The 17,952-nt window shown below is 39.4% G+C and carries 18 protein-coding genes; 14 read left to right on the top strand and 4 right to left on the bottom strand.

Annotation, left to right across the window (positions count from 1 at the left end):
• Window positions 1-72: 72 nt before the first annotated feature.
• The 3 genes from B2W36_RS22370 (at window position 73) to pth (ending at window position 2,851) form a co-directional block, all read left to right on the top strand.
• On the top strand, window positions 73-1,029 hold the full coding sequence (locus tag B2W36_RS22370; RefSeq protein ID WP_293883805.1) for a ribose-phosphate pyrophosphokinase: 957 nt from the start codon (window positions 73-75) through the stop codon (window positions 1,027-1,029).
• A 580-nt stretch (window positions 1,030-1,609) separates the two neighbouring features.
• The gene (locus tag B2W36_RS22365) at window positions 1,610-2,206 is read left to right on the top strand and encodes a 50S ribosomal protein L25/general stress protein Ctc (RefSeq protein WP_209580563.1); all 597 of its coding nucleotides are present in this window, start codon (window positions 1,610-1,612) and stop codon (window positions 2,204-2,206) included.
• Window positions 2,207-2,287: 81 nt separating this feature from the next.
• On the top strand, window positions 2,288-2,851 hold the full coding sequence (pth, locus tag B2W36_RS22360; RefSeq protein WP_209580561.1) for an aminoacyl-tRNA hydrolase: 564 nt from the start codon (window positions 2,288-2,290) through the stop codon (window positions 2,849-2,851).
• 1 nt (window position 2,852) lies between these two features.
• On the opposite strand, the gene B2W36_RS22355 is transcribed toward pth, so the two are convergent.
• The 4 genes from B2W36_RS22355 to B2W36_RS22340 form a co-directional block, all read right to left on the bottom strand.
• Entirely contained in the window at window positions 2,853-2,993 is a 141-nt protein-coding gene (locus B2W36_RS22355; protein WP_209580559.1) for a type II toxin-antitoxin system YoeB family toxin, read from the bottom strand.
• A gap of 75 nt (window positions 2,994-3,068) precedes the next feature.
• On the bottom strand, window positions 3,069-3,272 hold the full coding sequence (locus tag B2W36_RS22350; RefSeq protein ID WP_209580558.1) for a hypothetical protein: 204 nt from the start codon (window positions 3,270-3,272) through the stop codon (window positions 3,069-3,071).
• 66 nt (window positions 3,273-3,338) lie between these two features.
• Window positions 3,339-5,120 (bottom strand): M56 family metallopeptidase, encoded by a 1,782-nt coding sequence (locus B2W36_RS22345; protein WP_293889611.1) that lies wholly within the window; start codon window positions 5,118-5,120, stop codon window positions 3,339-3,341.
• A gap of 4 nt (window positions 5,121-5,124) precedes the next feature.
• A complete protein-coding gene (locus B2W36_RS22340) occupies window positions 5,125-5,487 on the bottom strand; it encodes a BlaI/MecI/CopY family transcriptional regulator (protein WP_209580554.1) in 363 nt (120 codons plus the stop codon).
• Window positions 5,488-5,823: 336 nt separating this feature from the next.
• Between B2W36_RS22340 and B2W36_RS22335 the strand changes: the two genes are divergently transcribed.
• From B2W36_RS22335 to B2W36_RS22285, 11 genes are all read left to right on the top strand, one after another.
• Window positions 5,824-7,194, top strand: a complete 1,371-nt coding sequence (locus B2W36_RS22335; RefSeq protein WP_293889610.1) for a hypothetical protein — start codon at window positions 5,824-5,826, stop codon at window positions 7,192-7,194.
• A gap of 5 nt (window positions 7,195-7,199) precedes the next feature.
• Entirely contained in the window at window positions 7,200-8,207 is a 1,008-nt protein-coding gene (locus B2W36_RS22330; RefSeq protein WP_293889609.1) for an SPFH domain-containing protein, read from the top strand.
• A gap of 6 nt (window positions 8,208-8,213) precedes the next feature.
• Entirely contained in the window at window positions 8,214-8,459 is a 246-nt protein-coding gene (locus B2W36_RS22325; RefSeq protein WP_209580546.1) for a hypothetical protein, read from the top strand.
• Window positions 8,460-8,648: 189 nt separating this feature from the next.
• The gene (locus B2W36_RS22320) at window positions 8,649-9,935 is read left to right on the top strand and encodes a citrate synthase (RefSeq protein WP_209580544.1); all 1,287 of its coding nucleotides are present in this window, start codon (window positions 8,649-8,651) and stop codon (window positions 9,933-9,935) included.
• 250 nt (window positions 9,936-10,185) lie between these two features.
• Window positions 10,186-11,259 (top strand): NADH-quinone oxidoreductase subunit NuoH, encoded by a 1,074-nt coding sequence (gene nuoH, locus B2W36_RS22315; protein ID WP_293889608.1) that lies wholly within the window; start codon window positions 10,186-10,188, stop codon window positions 11,257-11,259.
• 6 nt (window positions 11,260-11,265) lie between these two features.
• Complete coding sequence (locus B2W36_RS22310; protein ID WP_293883790.1) at window positions 11,266-11,829, top strand: 4Fe-4S binding protein; 564 nt, start codon at window positions 11,266-11,268, stop codon at window positions 11,827-11,829.
• A 3-nt stretch (window positions 11,830-11,832) separates the two neighbouring features.
• Complete coding sequence (locus tag B2W36_RS22305) at window positions 11,833-12,375, top strand: NADH-quinone oxidoreductase subunit J (RefSeq protein WP_293889607.1); 543 nt, start codon at window positions 11,833-11,835, stop codon at window positions 12,373-12,375.
• Window positions 12,372-12,680 (top strand): NADH-quinone oxidoreductase subunit NuoK, encoded by a 309-nt coding sequence (nuoK, locus tag B2W36_RS22300; RefSeq protein WP_209580538.1) that lies wholly within the window; start codon window positions 12,372-12,374, stop codon window positions 12,678-12,680. Before B2W36_RS22305 ends, nuoK begins: the two co-directional genes overlap by 4 nt.
• A 3-nt stretch (window positions 12,681-12,683) precedes the next feature.
• Window positions 12,684-14,738 carry an NADH-quinone oxidoreductase subunit L gene (locus B2W36_RS22295; RefSeq protein ID WP_293889606.1) on the top strand — a complete coding sequence of 685 codons (2,055 nt, stop codon included), beginning with the start codon at window positions 12,684-12,686 and terminating at the stop codon, window positions 14,736-14,738.
• Window positions 14,739-14,741: 3 nt separating this feature from the next.
• Window positions 14,742-16,343: a complex I subunit 4 family protein gene (locus tag B2W36_RS22290; protein ID WP_293889605.1), complete on the top strand. Its 1,602-nt coding sequence runs from the start codon at window positions 14,742-14,744 to the stop codon at window positions 16,341-16,343.
• Between the two features lie 6 nt (window positions 16,344-16,349).
• Window positions 16,350-17,834: an NADH-quinone oxidoreductase subunit N gene (locus B2W36_RS22285; protein WP_293889604.1), complete on the top strand. Its 1,485-nt coding sequence runs from the start codon at window positions 16,350-16,352 to the stop codon at window positions 17,832-17,834.
• Window positions 17,835-17,952 lie beyond the last annotated feature (118 nt).

Genomic DNA, 17,952 nt, shown 5'->3' with positions numbered 1-17,952 from the left:
TTAAAAAATAGTCAGGGAATAAAAATATTGAATAAACGACAATACAACAACCCAACATAAATATACAAAACCATGCCTTTGCAATTCAACACGGTTAAACTATTTGCAGGTTCTGGCACTACAGAACTAGCCGAAAAAATCGCACAATCTTACGGGAAACCACTAGGAGACAAAACATTATCACGTTTTAGCGACGGTGAGATTCAACCATTCTACAATGAATCTGTTCGCGGAAGCGATGTTTTCATTATCCAGTCAACCAACCAACCTACCGACAATCTTTTTGAATTATTATTGATGACAGATGCAGCGAAGAGAGCTTCAGCGCATTACATCACAGCGGTAGTCCCTTACTTTGGTTTCGCAAGACAAGATCGAAAAGACAAACCAAGAGTTGCTATCGGCGCTAAAATGATTGCTAATCTGTTGACAGCTGCTGGTATCCACCGCATCATGACGATGGACCTTCACGCAGCTCAAATCCAAGGGTTTTTCGATATCCCTGTTGATCATTTGGATGGCTCTATTATCTTTGTTCCTTATATCAAATCACTAAAACTTCCGAATTTAACGATTGCTTCTCCAGATATGGGCGGTTCGTACCGAGCACGTACTTTTGCTAAATTTTTCAATGCAGAAGTTATTATCTGTGATAAACGCCGTAAGCGTGCGAATGAAATCGAATCGATGTCGATCATCGGCGACGTTACAGGTCAAGATGTTGTTTTGATCGATGATATCTGTGATACGGCCGGTACACTTTCAAAAGCAGCGGCATTGATTATGGAAAACGGTGCAAAATCTGTCAGAGCAGTTTGTACGCATGCTGTGCTATCAGGAAAAGCTTATGAAACCATTGAAAATTCTGTATTGTCAGAAATGATCGTGACGGATACGATTCAATTGGATCCAGAAAAAGCAAAACAATCGACCAAAATCAAAGTGTTATCCACAGCTGATTTATTCGCGAAAGCCATAAAAAGCGTCAATCAACACTCTTCTATTTCTGACTTATTTGAAGTAGAATAAGCGTTGCGTTTTAGCTATTAAATATTGGACTCTGGTGCGTGAAGCCTTTAGCGAAACGACCAGAGTCTTTTTTTTGTATGGCACCATCCCCCCTTTTCTAAAAGCAACAACTATTTAAAAATACTATTTCGCGTGGTTCCTCTTTTTAGCCCTAGGCGAATAGCTTTCTAGTTCATACATAAGTGAACAATACTTGATTTATATCAATTCCTACATTACCGAGGGGTTAACAGGGGGTTAACAGNNCTGTTAACCCCCTGTTAACCCCCTGTTATTTCCCTACTAAAAGAGTCCTATTTCGGTTTTAATATAGGAAATGGTATCTATTTGTTCTTAAATTGAGCTAAGCAACAAATTTGAATAGGTATAATCATGAGAATGGAAAAGTTCATAATCTTGAATAAGTGCCTGTTTTCGAGGTAATATCAGTCGTATTTTTTGATAATACCAGAAATTAGATTATCTTTGCACCTCAAATTTATAAAAAATTAAAAGATGAAACCGAGATGTAAATAGCATTGTCAGAAAAACAATTGTTATTTACTCGAGCTCTCATCAACCATTAAAAAAAAATTAAAAGATGAAATCAATTGCTATTAGCGGTTCTGTAAGACAGAACGTAGGGAAAAGAGATGCAAAAGAATTGCGTTACCAAGGCTTAGTACCAGCAGTACTTTACGGTGGTACAGAGCAAACAGCTCTTTCTGTGTCCGCAGCTGATTTGAAACCAGTTCTTTACACTGCTGACGTAATCATTGTTGAATTAAACATTGAAGGTCAAACTAAAAGAGCTATCGTTCAAGACGCACAATTCCACCCATTAACTGATTTAGTTACTCACGTTGACTTTTTAGAGTTATTCGATGACAAAGAAGTATCATTGAATATCCCTATCAAATTGACAGGAACTTCTCCAGGTGTTAAAATGGGGGGTAAATTAGTTCAAAAATTACGTAATTTACGCGTAAAAGCTTTACCTGCAAACTTACCGCAAGAAATTGAAGTACCAATGGAATCTTTAGAGGTTGGTAAATCAGTTCGTGTGGGTCAAATTCAATTAGAAAACGCAAAAGTATTGAACAATGCTGATGATACAATCGTATCAGTAATCATGTCTCGTGCATTGCGTCAAGCTGAACAAGAAGCTGCTAAAGCAACTAAAGGTGGTAAAAAATAATCTGAACAAGATTTTAAGATACTGCAGAAAGCACCGGAATTCGGTGCTTTTTTTGTTTACTAAAATTTTTATTTTTGCATCATGAATTATCTTATCGTTGGATTAGGCAATATTGGCAGTGAATATGCCGACACAAGGCATAATATCGGTTTTATGGTTGCCGATGAGCTTGTTAAACAGGCCAGTGCTAGCTTCTCCTTGCTGAAATTAGCCTATTATAGTGAATTTAAGCAACGAGGGCATAATGTCACCGTCATTAAACCTACGACTTACATGAACTTAAGTGGAAAGGCTGTTAATTATTATATGCAACAATGTAAAGTCCCAATTGAGCATGTATTGGTAATTGTGGATGATTTGGCGATCCCTTTCGGCTCACTACGCATGAAGCCCAAAGGAAGTAGCGCTGGTCACAACGGACTAAAATCCATTGAACAGCTTTGCGGTGGACAAGCATATCCCCGTTTACGTTTCGGCATTGGAGACAACTACCCAAAAGGTAGACAGGTAGATTATGTACTTGGCCCTTTTGATAAAGATGAACAAGCAGAGTTACCGGCTCTGATAGACCATTCCGTTAAAATGATCCAGAGTTTTGTTAATATAGGCATCGAGCTAACCATGACGAACCTGAATACAAAATAAGTCACTTGTTGTTGTAATGCCCCAGTGCTTGGATCACAACGACAGCAGTCTCATCTTCAAAAATTTCATAAATAAGGCGATCTTTCTTATTGATCGCCCTACTCCAAATTTCGCCGTCAAAATATTTTAATTGTTCGGTCAATTCTTGTCCTATCAGATTTACGTCCAGATTTTTTTATCATTTGCAAATCTCTAATCGCTTTTTTTGAATATTGGATTAAATACTTTCCCATATATTCTTGCTATCCAATTGGACTAATTCACCTCTTTCTTTCTCAGCTCTAGCTTCTTTCACGCGGTCATTTAATTTCGACGATCTATCTTCAGACTCAACTTTTATTTTTGTCCCACCGAGTGCCTTTAGTACCGCTTTAATCTTTTCTACTTCAGAAGAATCTATTTGAAATGATAATATTGCCATAACCCTTTCGTTTTTACAAAAAAAAACAACTCCACAAACGGAAAAGCCAAATATATCGGCTTTTTCTTATCGAATGGATGATTGCCCCCTTTCTTTTTTAACCACTTCTCCTTTTTCTTTCTCTAACTCAGTCTTAGTTACTTTTTTCCCTTTCCCAGAAAGACCGTCTTCTACATCAAAAGATGTTGCCTTAGGATGTTCCTCTGCATATGCCTTGGTGGTCACAATGATAACGCCATTCTCCGCCTGATCACCATATAGTGCCGTAGCAGGATTATTTTTCAAAACCGATATGTTATCGATTGTATTCGCGTCTAACCCACTTAACTGAGCGTCTTCGACAATTTTCCCGTCGACCACAAATAGAGGATTATCCTTAGCTCCATGAACTCCACGAAACTTAATACTGCGTACAGCAACTTTCCTCGATCCATCATTTGATAACCCAATGCTATTTCCAGAGATTCCCTCCGCTCGGCCTTTGAGCTCTGGTTCAGTCGTATTTACAGATTTATACCCCGCCACAACAACTTTCGTAGGATTTCCATTTACCTTAATCTTAGGATTACCTGCATTGTCCTTTTTATCATTAGTAAAAGTAAGGGTCTGATTCGTTACCATAGGTAAACCATTTTTCTTCAACGTAACAAGGACAACGCCGTTCTTGCCTTTTTCACCATATATTGCCTTACCATTATCCTTTATTAAATCGATCGATTCGATTTCCGACGATGGAATAGCAGACATAATGGTTGAATAGAGCGGCTCCTTTTCAGACTTCATATTTGTCCGAAAATGAATCGTATCTCTAACACCTTTTGGCTTCAAGGTATCCTTTGTCATTTGCCTGGTAAGCAAATCTTCCGCTAAAGGCTTACTTACCTTGCTACTTATCGTTGCAGGCAAAGCAACATCAACTTGTAAGTCCTTGTCCAACTGAATAACAGCCGTCTTATTTACCTGCTCCACTACCCCTTCTATACTCCCCTCGGCTTTACTTACTGTAAATGCGGCTCCCGTCAATAAAAATACCGGTAAAAGAAAGGCATATTTACTCAGCTCTATTTTCGATGATCGCTTCTTGTTCATCATCATAATACGACGTTTTAAAAGTTTAAAATTAAATTGATTGCTCAATCCCACCGAGCCCCCCTTTTTGGACACGTTCAATAAGCTGTACTGGTAGGTTTGCTTGTCCACTCCTTTATCAAGGACCTGTTGATCAGTCAAGAACTCCAAATTTTGGCGAATGGCCCTGCGCATGAGCCAAACGAAAGGATTGTACCAACAACACACCAATATCATTTCAAACAATAAAATATCTAGACTGTGAAGGCCTTTCACATGAATATCCTCATGCTTAAAAATATCTTTCAGTTCAGCCTCCTGATGCTGCCCCTTATTGACATATATTTTATTCAAAAACGAAAATGGAACAACCGGAATAAGCACATTCCGGAATAAATACGTCCGCCATTGATCGGACTTCGAATTCAGATGAATCCGCAATAAACTCAATAACTGAAATACAAATTTCAATAACAATAAAACGGCACCGGTCACAAACAGGATTTCCACCAGCCTTCCTAAAGATAACTGTTGTTGGACCTCCGGCTCCGTCATATATAGTGAAATCTGCTCGCCTACTCCCCCCAGATTCAGCCCGCGCTGTACGAAAAAAGACTTTAAATCCAAAAATGGATACATAAAAGCAAAAAGTCCACCCACTAGGAAGTATACCCGATTTAGCACATAGAATGTCAGCCCTTTCAATAGTCCAATATATCCCAAATAGATAATACCCAACAATAGATTGACTTGTATAATATAGGTGAGTAAGGTTTCCATGCTATCAAGATTTATTATGCTTAATCATGTCCATAATTTCCTTTAATTCATCAGCTGTTAGTTTCTCTTCCTGCACAAAGAAAGATACCATCTCCTTATAGGAATTTTTAAAATAATCACCGACAAAGGAATTCATAAATTTCGCTTTATAATCTTCCTCACTCACCATCGGTTCATAGCGCTTAGCGTTGGCATAACGCACTGCTTTCACAAAATCTTTACGTTCCAGATTCTTTACTGTTGAAGCCAAGGTGGTATAAGGCATCTTTTCACCTTTGATATTATCTAAGATCTCCTTTATAAATCCTCCATTGAGACTCCAAATCGACTGCATTGCCTGTTCTTCCTGTGCTGTTAATTTTTCCATGCCTGTATCTACTTTATCTAATCTTTCACTAATCTACGAACAATTCGTAAATATAAAAAATCTTTTTATACTGAGTTATATAATCGACAGTAAATAGCATCAGTTCTATTAGATCAAAAAAGAAATCGCTCATTTTCTGCGTTTTTAAACTCAAATCCCACGAATATAAGTTAGCTGGCAGAAAATTTGTTATAGGATTATTTTAATTCTAAATTCACTATAAATCGTGTCCTGCATTGGAAAGAAAAAAAATCAACTGGATAAATTCAATGCAATCCGATCGATTGGAAGCATGAAAAGTAATAAGATGATTCAAGATAAATACAATTAAGATCAATGGCTAAAAATATTAAAGCGATCAAATGTCCGCATTGTGGGAGTATAAAAGTAACCACACTACGTCCGGATTATTATAAATGTGACAGCTGCGGAACAGAATTTTTTCTCGATAGCGACGATATCAATATCAATCACAACTATAACTATCCGCGCAACAATACAGATCAATATAAGGCCCTTCGGATTATCCTATTCGCCGTTGTGGGATTTATCGCGGTCATGTTTATCATAGGGGCTATAAGTGCTATTTTTTCCAAGAAACCTGAGCCGAGTTATTCCACTTATAGTGGTTCCAACTCAGCGAACGAGAAAGAAGAAGTAGAACCGCTTGAATGGAACTATGCGAGTAATACGTTATTCATGGACAAAAATAATACGCCGCATGTTGTGGTCGTTGGTAATGTAGGAACTTTTAGGAAAAGAATGGATTCAACCAAAGACAACAAGGTATACATTGGGCTTTTTGACCCTAAAACAGGTAAAAAAGAATGGGTAAAAGCATTGATGGAGACTCCCGTTGAATTATCGAGCAGCGACGTTAAACTTCAGGTATTTGAAGACCAAAACCTTTACATCATCGTCAAGTCCAAATACATCTATCAACTTGACAAAAACACGCTCACGTATAAGAGTGTTTTGGAAAATTATGTTAAAGATGCTCCATCTTTAAGTACTGGCATAGCCAAAGTTGAATTTAAGTATGAAGACTATGGTTCCGCTTATCAAATTATCAACAATGAAGGTCAAAATCTGGCCTATTACCCGTTAATAAATAAGGCGATACCGGATAAAGTGCTTTACGAGGAAAGAAGAAAAAAACTTCCCAATCCGACGACAAAAACGGAGTTTACTTTTTCAAGTAAGTCCAGCTATTATCCAGAGGAAAAAATTCAGTTAATCCAGTATACTTACCATTATCAATATGGATATCCTAAAGATACCCCACGGTTTTCTTGGGATAAGGATTATGGTGGATCGGGTATTTTTACGGACCGAGATCCCTATAAAAAAGTATTGATCAATCCGTGGCAATTTAAAGGAGCGCGTTTGATTAACTTTAAAGACTTTACACCAGGCAGACTTTACTTTCAGCCTATAGTCATCGCCCAGAATGACAAAACGCTCCTTATCGCCTATAAGCCAACACCAGCTGAAGACGATCCTTTCCAGATCCAACTGCTGGATATCACAACTGGGGCTATACAAAAAACCTTTACTACTGACCTCAAGTCCATCTATGGAAATGGGAGCCTGTTAAAAGACGGCTTTATTGTAAGAGGCTCGAGTGACTATTATTATTTTGATAATAATGGAAAACAAATCAACAAATTTGAAGGGTATAATCCCAAATTCGACACACTAAATTAATAACTATGGGACTATTTAATCTTTTTAACAACCAACTTTCTGAAGTTATCGAGTGGAAAAACCAAGACCCTCGATTATTATGGTATAAATTTCCATCCGAAAGGAATGAGATCAAAAATTCCAGCAAACTAATCCTCGCCCCAGGGCAGGGATGCATTCTTGTGTATGAAGGTAAAGGCGAAAATCTGCTAACCGAACCTGGAACGTATAACCTCAAAACGGATAATCATCCATTTTTTACTACGTTAGCACGACTACGGCAAAATTTCGAATCCGAACACAAACTGTATATCTACTTTTTTCGCACGGCTGCTATCGTCAATCAATCCTGGGGAACAGGTTCTCCGATCAAATATATCGACCCACAATACAATTTACCTATAGAAATCGGTTTGAATGGTACATTTTCCTACCTGATCAATGAACCGGTCCATTTCTATAAAAACATTGTCGCCAATCAAAATACAGTCACTACAGCAGTCATCCAAGACATACTCAATAATCGCATTCCCCAACAAATTACCGCACAGATTGCACAAAAGAAGCTAGGCTATAATGAGATTGATAGCCAACTAGCATTACTATCTAACGACATCAAGACTGCAGTGGAACAAGATTTTAAAGATCTCGGGCTCGATATTACAGATTTTAAAATCCTAGGAACCCAATTTGATGCCAATACCAAAAGGAGGATTGGAGAAATCGCCGATCTAACCACACAAAATCAAGCCGCACAGCAAGCAGGTTTAAGCTATGTTGAATTAGAAAAGTTACGCGCGCTGCGTGATGCCGCTAAAAATGAAGGTGGGATTGCGGGAGTGGGCGCACAACTTGGCGTCGGTATGGAACTGGGTAAGCAGTTTGATCTTCAAAAAGCGGAAATCAAAGGTCATATTCAGCAAGAAGGCGACTTCGTGGAGAAGCTCCAAAAGATGCAACTGCTACTTCGTGAAAATATCATTACCCAGGAAGAATTCGACGCATTAAAAAAACAGATTCTCAACAAAATATAACCCATTATGAAATATATATTCGGTATACTATTTACCTTGGTGATTCTCTTCGTTGCTACCTATTTCCTTTTGGGAATGTGGGGCATTCAGCTGTTAGCTGCCGAAAATTTCAGTAAAATTCTATGGACAACTGGAATACTGACCGCAACTTCTATTATTCTTGTGTGTTTTGTTATACTTCCTTTCTTTGGATCAGGTAAACATGGGAATTATGAAGATAAAGGAAAGGTTGCTCAGCGAAAAATAGATTAGCGCTTTGTACAATAAGGTAATGTTAAATTTGGATAAATGATTTGCTTATTTACGTAAATTGTTAGTAGATATTATCCAATATGACGTAGTCATGTCATTTTAATTCCACAAGAACTTTCAATTTTAAATATCAAATAGTTAAATTTGTGAGATTAGCATAACAAATCAGATATAAGATAATATATAAACATGTCAGATAAAGCATCTATAAATTTAGACGGAACTTCTTATGACCTTCCGGTCGTTGTCGGTACTGAGAATGAAAAAGCAGTTGATATTTCCAAATTAAGAGATCTAAGCGGATTTATTACATTAGACCCAGGATATAAAAATACGGGTGCTACGAAGAGTGCGATTACTTTCCTTGACGGTGAAAAAGGCATATTGAGATATAGAGGATATCCCATTGAACAATTGGCAGAGAAATCGACTTTCTTGGAAGTTGCTTATTTGTTGATTTATGGAGAGCTTCCCAAAAAAGAGGTATTGGAAAAATTCAGAGCTGACATCAAAAAGCAAATGATGATCCACGAGGATATGAAAAATTTCTTCGCTGGATTTCCTTCCAAGTCACACCCAATGGGGCAACTTTCCTGTTTAGTTGGTGCATTATCGGCATTTTACCCAGAATCTTTAAATCCAAACTTAACAGATGAAGAAGAGGATCAAACGATCATCAATCTTTTGGCAAAAATGCCTACAATCGTTTCTTGGATCCAGAAGAAATCATTAGGACACCCTGTTGTATACCCTAAAAATAACCTTGGCTACATCGACAACTTCCTGAATATGTTGTTCGGAGAAGTTAACGACGAAAAAACATTCGATCCGGTTGTCATTGATGCTATGCACAAGTTGCTGATTTTGCATGCTGATCACGAGCAAAACTGTTCGACATCTACCGTTCGCATCGTAGGTTCGTCAAATGCAAACCTCTATGCATCTGTTGCTTCAGGTATTAATGCATTATGGGGTCCATTGCATGGAGGTGCAAACCAAGCGGTAATTGAAATGTTAGAAGCTATTAAAAATGATGGTGGTGATGCCGAAAAATATCTTGCCAAAGCGAAAGACAAAAACGATCCTTTCCGTTTAATGGGATTCGGTCACCGCGTTTATAAAAACTTTGACCCACGTGCTAAAATCATCAAAAAAGCATGTGACGATATTTTGGAAAAATTAGGTGTGCAAGACCCTGTATTGGATATCGCTAAGAAATTAGAAGAAGCTGCATTGAATGACCAATACTTCATCGACAGAAAACTTTATCCAAATGTTGATTTTTACTCTGGTATTATTTACCGTGCACTAGGTTTCAAAGCAGATATGTTTACGGTATTATTTGCCTTAGGCCGTCTCCCGGGATGGATTGCACAATGGAAAGAAATGCGTGAAAACAAAGAGCCTATCGGCCGTCCTAGACAGGTGTATGTTGGCCACACAGAACGTGATTACGTTGAATTCTCAAATCGTTAATTCGGTTTTGATTTATATCCGAAAAAGCATCCTTACAGGATGCTTTTTTCTTTTTATTGCAACTCCTGTGAATCCTTTGCAAGCACGAATGACCTATTCGATCAAACAATAAATAGCTGCTCGCCGCTACGCTATTGTCACGATAATCTACTTGTTAAGTATATTTTAATTTTTCCTTATCTAAATTCCCTGTTTTTCGTTAAGTTTGCGTATTGATTCGTCTCTTATTAAAAATCATTATAAATAAGACTTGCTAGAAAATGTACTACATATCTTGGTTCCTATTGCTATTTTCACCTTTATAGCAGCATTTACCTTATTTGCAGTATATGCCGAGCGAAAGATTGCCGGATTCGTCCAAGATCGGCTAGGTCCTATGGAAACCGGAAAGTATGGTAGTCTTCAAACCATCGCTGATATTCTTAAATTACTCCAAAAAGAACTGATCACCCCTTCATCGGCAGATAAGATTCTCTTTAGGATTGCTCCTATCATTATTTTTGTTGCCGTCTTTACAGGGTTTGCCGTTATTCCTTGGGCAAAGGATTTTATTCCAGCCGATACGCATACCGGTTTATTTTTCATTATGGCGATAATTTCCATTGATGCTTTGGGCATTTTAATGGCTGGTTGGGGTTCCAACAATAAATATTCTTTGTTAGGCTCCATGCGTGCCATTGCACAGATGGTATCCTATGAAATACCGGTCGGCCTTTCGCTGATTACAGTTGTCATGCTTACACAAACCCTAAACCTGAATGAAATCGCTATTGGGCAGGGAATCCTCACCAATGGGAGCATTAAATTCTTGGGTATTTGGGAAGTTAATGAGATTGGCGGTCTCTTCGCCTGGAATATTTTTCAGGCTCCGCATTTGATTATCACCTACATCATATTCTTTATCGCTACTCTTGCCGAGTGTAATCGTGCTCCTTTTGATATTCCGGAAGCCGAATCTGAACTGGTCGGTGGTTTCCATACGGAATATGGTGGAATACAATTTGCCTTTATCTTTCTGGCCGAGTACGCTATGATGTTTTTGGTATCGATGTTGGGCGTTGTCCTCTTTTTAGGCGGCTGGAACACACCATTACCAAACATTGGGGCTGTACGCCTCGCAGATTGGACGACTGGTTTAGCCTGGGGAATATTTTGGACCTTAGCCAAATCATTCCTTATTGTAGGCATCCAAATGTGGATCCGATGGACATTACCGCGGTTACGTGCAGACCAATTGATGAGTTTATGTTGGAAAGTATTGACACCGCTGGCTTTTCTGTGTATTGCCATCTCTGCCATTTGGCGAATTTTAGTTATAGCATAGGATATTATGATATTTAAAACGGCTTCGCATGCATTTCGTACGGCAATCAAAGGTTTATCTTTGACTGTCAAACACCTGTTTGGTGCACGTCGCTCACGGACGGAATTAAATATCAAAAAAGAAAACTACTTTAATCAACAGGAAGGTATTGTGACGGTGCAGTATCCGCGTGAAAAAATGCCTATCCCGGAAGTCGCGCGTTACCAATTGCAGGTTGATATCGACGACTGTATTGTATGTGATCTTTGCGCTAAGGCATGTCCTGTGGACTGTATCGAAATTGAAGCGATCAAATCGCCAGAAGCGATCGGAAAGACTTCAGACGGTAGCGTCAAACGGTTATATCCCGCAAAATTCAATATTGATATGGCTAAATGCATGTATTGCGGCCTGTGCACGGTGGTATGTCCGACAGAATGTATTACCATGACCAATGCATATGACCGCAGCTCGCAAAAGCTGACCGATCTTATTTACGGGTTTTCAGACATGACTGACGAGCAGGTAGCTCAACGCAAAGCTGAATGGACACAGTTTCAAGCTGAAAAGGAGGCAGCAAAGCAAAAATAGAAAATGGAAAGTATTTTGTTCTACGCTTTCGCTATCCTAGCAATCGGTTCGGCCCTTTTACTGGTCAATCTTAAAAATATCGCGCGCGCATTATTCCTGTTTTTTATTGTTTTATTTGCAATGGCAGGACTATACCTATTTGCTTTAGCTGATTTCGTGGCCATCACACAAATCATGGTCTATGTCGGAGGCGTACTCATTCTTATGCTGTTTGCCTTTATGCTGTCCAATAAAGAACTCCTAAAAGATCTTCAAGACAACAGCGGTTCCTTCTTAAGCATGCCCAAATGGCAAGCTATTCCAGTGGTACTTGGTTTTCTGTTACTGATGCTTTATGGCATCTTTGAATGGCAACAGGCACCATCAACGTGGATCATTCAGTCCATAGAAAATGGAAATAATATTACTGCGACTGATAACAATATTCATCAAATCGGATTACGTTTTATGACTTTTTACGTATTGCCTTTTGAAATTATATCGATATTTCTGATGATGGCTTTAATTGGAGCATCTCATTTATCCAGAAAGGAGCGTACACTATGATCACGCTGACCCATTTCTTGGTGGTGAGTGCGTGTATCTTTAGCATTGGACTCTACACCGTTCTTTCCAAGAAAAATGCGATTATGATTTTGGTTGGTATTGAATTAATGATCAATGCAGCTATCCTGAATTTTGTTGCCTTTGGGAAATATGATAAAGTGAGTTATGGCGGACAAATTTTTGCGTTGTTTGCGATTGTTCTAGCAGCGGCAGCTGTAGCCGTTGGATTGGCTATTGTATTAAATGTTTATAGACATTACAACACCATTAATCCGGATGAGGTAAACCAATTAAAAGACAAATAAACATTGGATCAAGTTGTTCACATATCGCCCCTTTTGACCGCGCTAGTTACCGTAGTGTCCCCATTAGTAGCGTTCTTATATCAATCTTTATTAGGCAAACGTGACCAGTCAGGTATTGTCTCCCTCCTAGCCATCGCCCTCAGTTTTACCGGTGGTGGGCTCACCTGGTTCACCATATGGAATAATGCCCCCGTAACGGTTCAGGCGGATTGGTTCACTATTGGCGAAACCTCATTTAAAGTTGGTATCCTGTTAAATAATTTAAGCACCTTAATGCTTTTCTTGGTACCTACTGTAGCATTACCGGTGCATGTTTATTCCCGGGCATATATGAAAGGTGATCCCGGCATTCATCGCTATTGGATGTATCTAAGCCTGTTTTGTTTCGCCATGTTGGGATTGGTCATTATGGACAGTCTTTTACTGATGTATGTCTTTTGGGAGTTGGTTGGGTTTGCATCCTATCTCCTTATCGGATTTTGGTTTACGCGCGAAACAGCTGTACAAGCCAATAAAAAGGCATTTTTGGTTAATCGCATCGGTGACCTCGGCTTTCTAATCGGCCTTGCGATCGTATTTACGCAGTTCAAGACACTTAATTTGGTCGATTTATTTGGTGATAATGGACTGCTCTATCAATCCGCAATCGTCGATGGACTATGGGTATCTCCAGTCAATAGTTTACCTCAGATCTGGTTTACCCTAGGAGGACTAGCCTTTTTCTTGGCTGCTATGGCCAAATCAGCACAATTCCCACTACATGTATGGCTTCCGGATGCCATGGAAGGTCCTACATCCGTATCGTCCTTGATCCATGCGGCAACCATGGTAGCAGCCGGCGTATTCCTATTGGCTACTGTATTTCCATTATTCAGCGAATCGGCATTACTATTTATCGCTATTATCGGTACCATCACGGCAGCTTCGGCAGCATACTTCGCCTTGGGCCAATATGACATCAAGCGTATTCTTGCCTTTTCGACCATATCGCAACTGGGCTTTATGATGGTTGGGATCGGTATTGGAACATGGGATGCCGCTTTGTTTCATCTTACGACACATGCTTTCTTTAAGTGTTTATTGTTTCTTTCCGCTGGAGCTGTCATTCATGAGATGGCCCATCTGAAAACACATAGTCAACTAGACTTTGATCCGCAGGACTTACGGAACATGGGTGGATTACGTCACTATATGCCCAAGACCTTTGTGCTCATGAGTATTGCTTCACTAGCACTTGCCGGATTCCCACTGACTTCAGGTTTTCTATCCAAAGACAGTATCGTTATATCTTCTTTTGAATGGGCTCTTTCAAAAGGGAACTTATACCTGATCATCCCATTAAGCTTGATCATTGTAAGTATTTTAACCGCTTTCTATATTGGTAGATTGCTGTTTAAAGCTTTTTTTGGAGAGTTTAGGCTTACTAACCAACTGCATGGCAAATTACATGATCATCCGCTACATGAAGCGCCAAAAACCATGTTGATGCCCATGTTTGTTTTGGGTGTATTCTGCTTATTTCCACTATTTTCGTTCAATCCATTTTCGTACCACGATTCCTGGTTGATGGACGGACTCTTATCGGACGAATATGCCTTTGCTCCAAGCCACATTGCCCACCTGATTATCCCTGCAATACTCCTCCTTGGTTCAGTTATCGGCTGGATCATCGGCTGGAAATGGTATGTGCAGCATAGATACCCATTCAATCCGGCCAATCCGGCACTGAAGGTTTCTTTAAATCAGGGCTATATCAATCAGTTTTACGATGTTGTATTTATCAAGGGCACATTAAAATTGGCTCAATTCTGTTATTGGTTTGACCGACATGTTGTTGATGCCTTTGTTTCTTTGATTCAGTCAATCGTGCTATCGATTTCACAATTAAGTGTTTGGATAGACAAATATATTATAGACGGCTTCGTCAACACGGTTGCTTCGGTAACCTATTGGACCGGTCATCAAGTCCGCCTGGTACAAAACGGGAAGATACAGACCGCTTTATACTCCGTCTTTTTAATAGTTTTACTTGGTTTAATTTATCTTTTATTCTTTTAGGAAATGCCTATTTTATCCTTATTGATATTTTTACCGCTATTGGCTACGGCGCTTATTCTCGCCTTGCCAACACGATATAAATTGAGTTACAAATATATTGCGTTAGCATTTACCGCAATACAATTTGTACTGGCTGGATTGTGTTACGCACATTTTGATGCAAGCAAAACAGGTATTCAAGATCTGGGGGGCTATCAGTTTGTTGAGCAGGTTTCCTGGATTCGTTTAGATCTAGGATCAATAGGTAAGCTAGAAATTGATTATCTCATTGGTATTGATGGGATATCGATGCCCTTATTATTGCTGAGCGCTTTTGTGATGTTGATGGCTATCGGAGCCTCCTGGAATATACAGAAGAGTCCGAAGGGATACTTTGCTTTACTCATGGTGCTTAATATGGCTGTTATGGGGATTTTCTGTGCACTGGATTTCTTCCTGTTCTACCTTTTCTATGAAGTGATGTTACTTCCACTATATTTCCTGATCGGTATCTGGGGTGGTGCAAGACGCGAATACGCAGCCATCAAATTCTTTTTATACACGCTATTTGGTTCTGTATTTATGCTATTGATCATCGTAGGACTATACTTTTCAGTGATCAACCCGATGACTGGAGCGCATACGTTCAATATGATCCATATGATGAACCCACAGAATTACCTTGAAGGATCTATTTTTGAGTGGGGTGGTTATCAGGAAATCTTGGGTATTTCGGCCAGACTGCTTGGCTTCATTGTGCTCTTTTTTGCCTTTGCCATTAAAGTGCCCATCGTGCCATTGCATACCTGGTTACCCGATGCCCACGTCGAAGCACCGACTCCAGTATCCATTATTTTAGCAGGTATTCTTTTGAAAATCGGAGGTTATGGTATCATCCGTATCTGTTATAGCATCTTTCCCGACATGGCCGCCTTATCCAATTGGTGGCTTGGACTAATAGGCGTTGTTTCCATTATCTACGGAGCCTTGAACGCCTTATCACAAAAAGACCTCAAACGAATGATTGCGTATTCATCCGTTTCCCACATGGGCTTTGTCTTATTAGGTATTGCTTCATTAACTGCAGAAGGAATTTCTGGAGCGATGTTTCAGATGATCTCCCATGGTTTTTTATCCGCGGCCCTCTTCTTTCTTGTCGGTGTAGTTTATGACCGCGTGCATGATAGAAATATCTATAGTTTTCGAGGTTTAGCTCAAATTATGCCCAAATATACGGGGTATGTTGCTGTTGCATTTTTCGCTTCCTTAGGTTTACCTGGCTTTTCAGCTTTTATTGGTGAAGCATTTGTCATTATCGGTTCATTCAATTCTGAAAGTGTTGGCACAGGTTTGCCGCGTTGGATGGCACTTGCAGGTTCTATAGGTATCTTATTAAGTGCAGCCTACCTACTTTGGACATTGCAACGGATGTTCTTTGGACAGATTCGTTTAAAAGGCGGTGAATCTTGGAGCAATGCACTGACAGATGTCAATTCGCGCGAGCAGGTGATCTTATTTCCAACGTTAGCGTTGGCCTTATTACTTGGCATTATGCCTGCATTAGTTTTTAACAATTTAAACGCAAGTGTCCTGAATCTTGTAAGCTTTATTCAACAATTTATTTAAATCAGCATGCTCGCATTCAGTCCATATATCAGTTCATTTCTCGATCAGATTATCGTCAGTGTACCGTATTTTAAACCCGAACTGACATTGATCATCACTTTTATTGGTACTATTCTCGCTAGTCTTTTTGCCGACAAGCACTGGAAGCATACGTCTTTTATGCTTACGATCATCGGATTATTGTTGAGTGGCTGTTACCTTGTTGGGCAAGGACTCAGTAAGGTAGAGATGGCTGGCTTTTTTGATATGATCCAGGTTGATGCCTTTGCAACCTCTGCACGATTGATTATCCTGTTGTCGACATTCCTTGTTTGTATTTTTATTCAACAAGGTCATGGTAGATATGGCCGGCCGTTAGGAGATCTATATGCTGTTTTACTGACGGCAACGTTGGGACTGAACCTATTGACCATGTCGAGTAACTGGCTGATGATTTTTATAGCCGTTGAAACCGTTTCCATTAGTTCCTATATCATGGTGGGATACTTTTCAGCGACTAAAGTTCAGTCGGAGGCGGCTTTAAAATATGTACTCTTTGGATCGATTTGTGCGGCAGTGATGCTTTACGGTTTGTCTTTACTCTACGGTTTCACGGGGAACTTGAATTTTGATTCCCAGAGCCACATTGCTGGCCTAATGGAAGCTCCAAAGGTCATGATCAGCATTGCGCTATTATTTTTGTTGACAGGCATTGGCTTTAAACTGAGTTTTTTTCCTTTTCATGTCTGGAGTCCAGATGTTTATCAAGGTGCTCCCACAGTAATTACCGCGTACCTGGCTACAGTACCAAAAATTGCAGTCGTCGTCCTATTATCCAAGCTCCTCGCCGCATGGCTTAATGTTTCCTTTTACTTTAGCGATTTCCTAACGTATGTGATTATTGGGGTAGCTATTGCAACCATGCTGATCGGTAATTTAGCGGCTCTACGTCAACAGGATGCCAAACGGATGATGGCCTATTCATCGATTGGACATACAGGTATACTACTTATGGCTGTATTGGTTTATCAGAATAATGAGTCGAATGTATTGTTGTTTTACCTTTCCATATACGCTTTGATGAATATTGCTGTATTTATATTTATTGATGCCTTGGAAGTTAGTCTGGGCAATACATCCATCGATTCCTATCGTGGCTTAGGAAAGCAGTCCCCCCTTTTGTTTACTTCATTTTCAATGGTTTTAATCGCTTTAGTGGGGCTCCCTCCCACTGCGGGATTCGTCGGAAAGCTTTTGGTCTTTTCCAAAGTGTTCGAACAGTATCAAAACTTTCAATCCTTCGGTTTATTGGCATTGCTTATTGTCGGCGCACTGACTTCGGTTATCTCTTTATTTTATTATTTTAAAATACCACTGAACGCATTTCTTAGGGACAATGCCGCATCTTCAACAATAAAAGTCAATGCTGTTCTTCTCTTTATTAGCATCCTATGTACCTTGGCTGTGTTGTGCTTAGGAATCTTTCCGGATCTTTTGCTTTCGGCCTTTTAGAAAAACAGAGAAGCTTCTTTCATTCTTAACAAATCTACGATCCTAATCCATCACGCTATGTGCGGGTTGAATAGTAAGGATAAACTCCATAATATACTATATATCCTCAATAAAAGTA

This window comes from Sphingobacterium sp. UBA3549, from assembly GCF_002376635.1.
Classification (GTDB): Bacteria; Bacteroidota; Bacteroidia; order Sphingobacteriales; family Sphingobacteriaceae; genus Sphingobacterium.
This window is presented reverse-complemented; position numbering and strand designations above follow the sequence as displayed.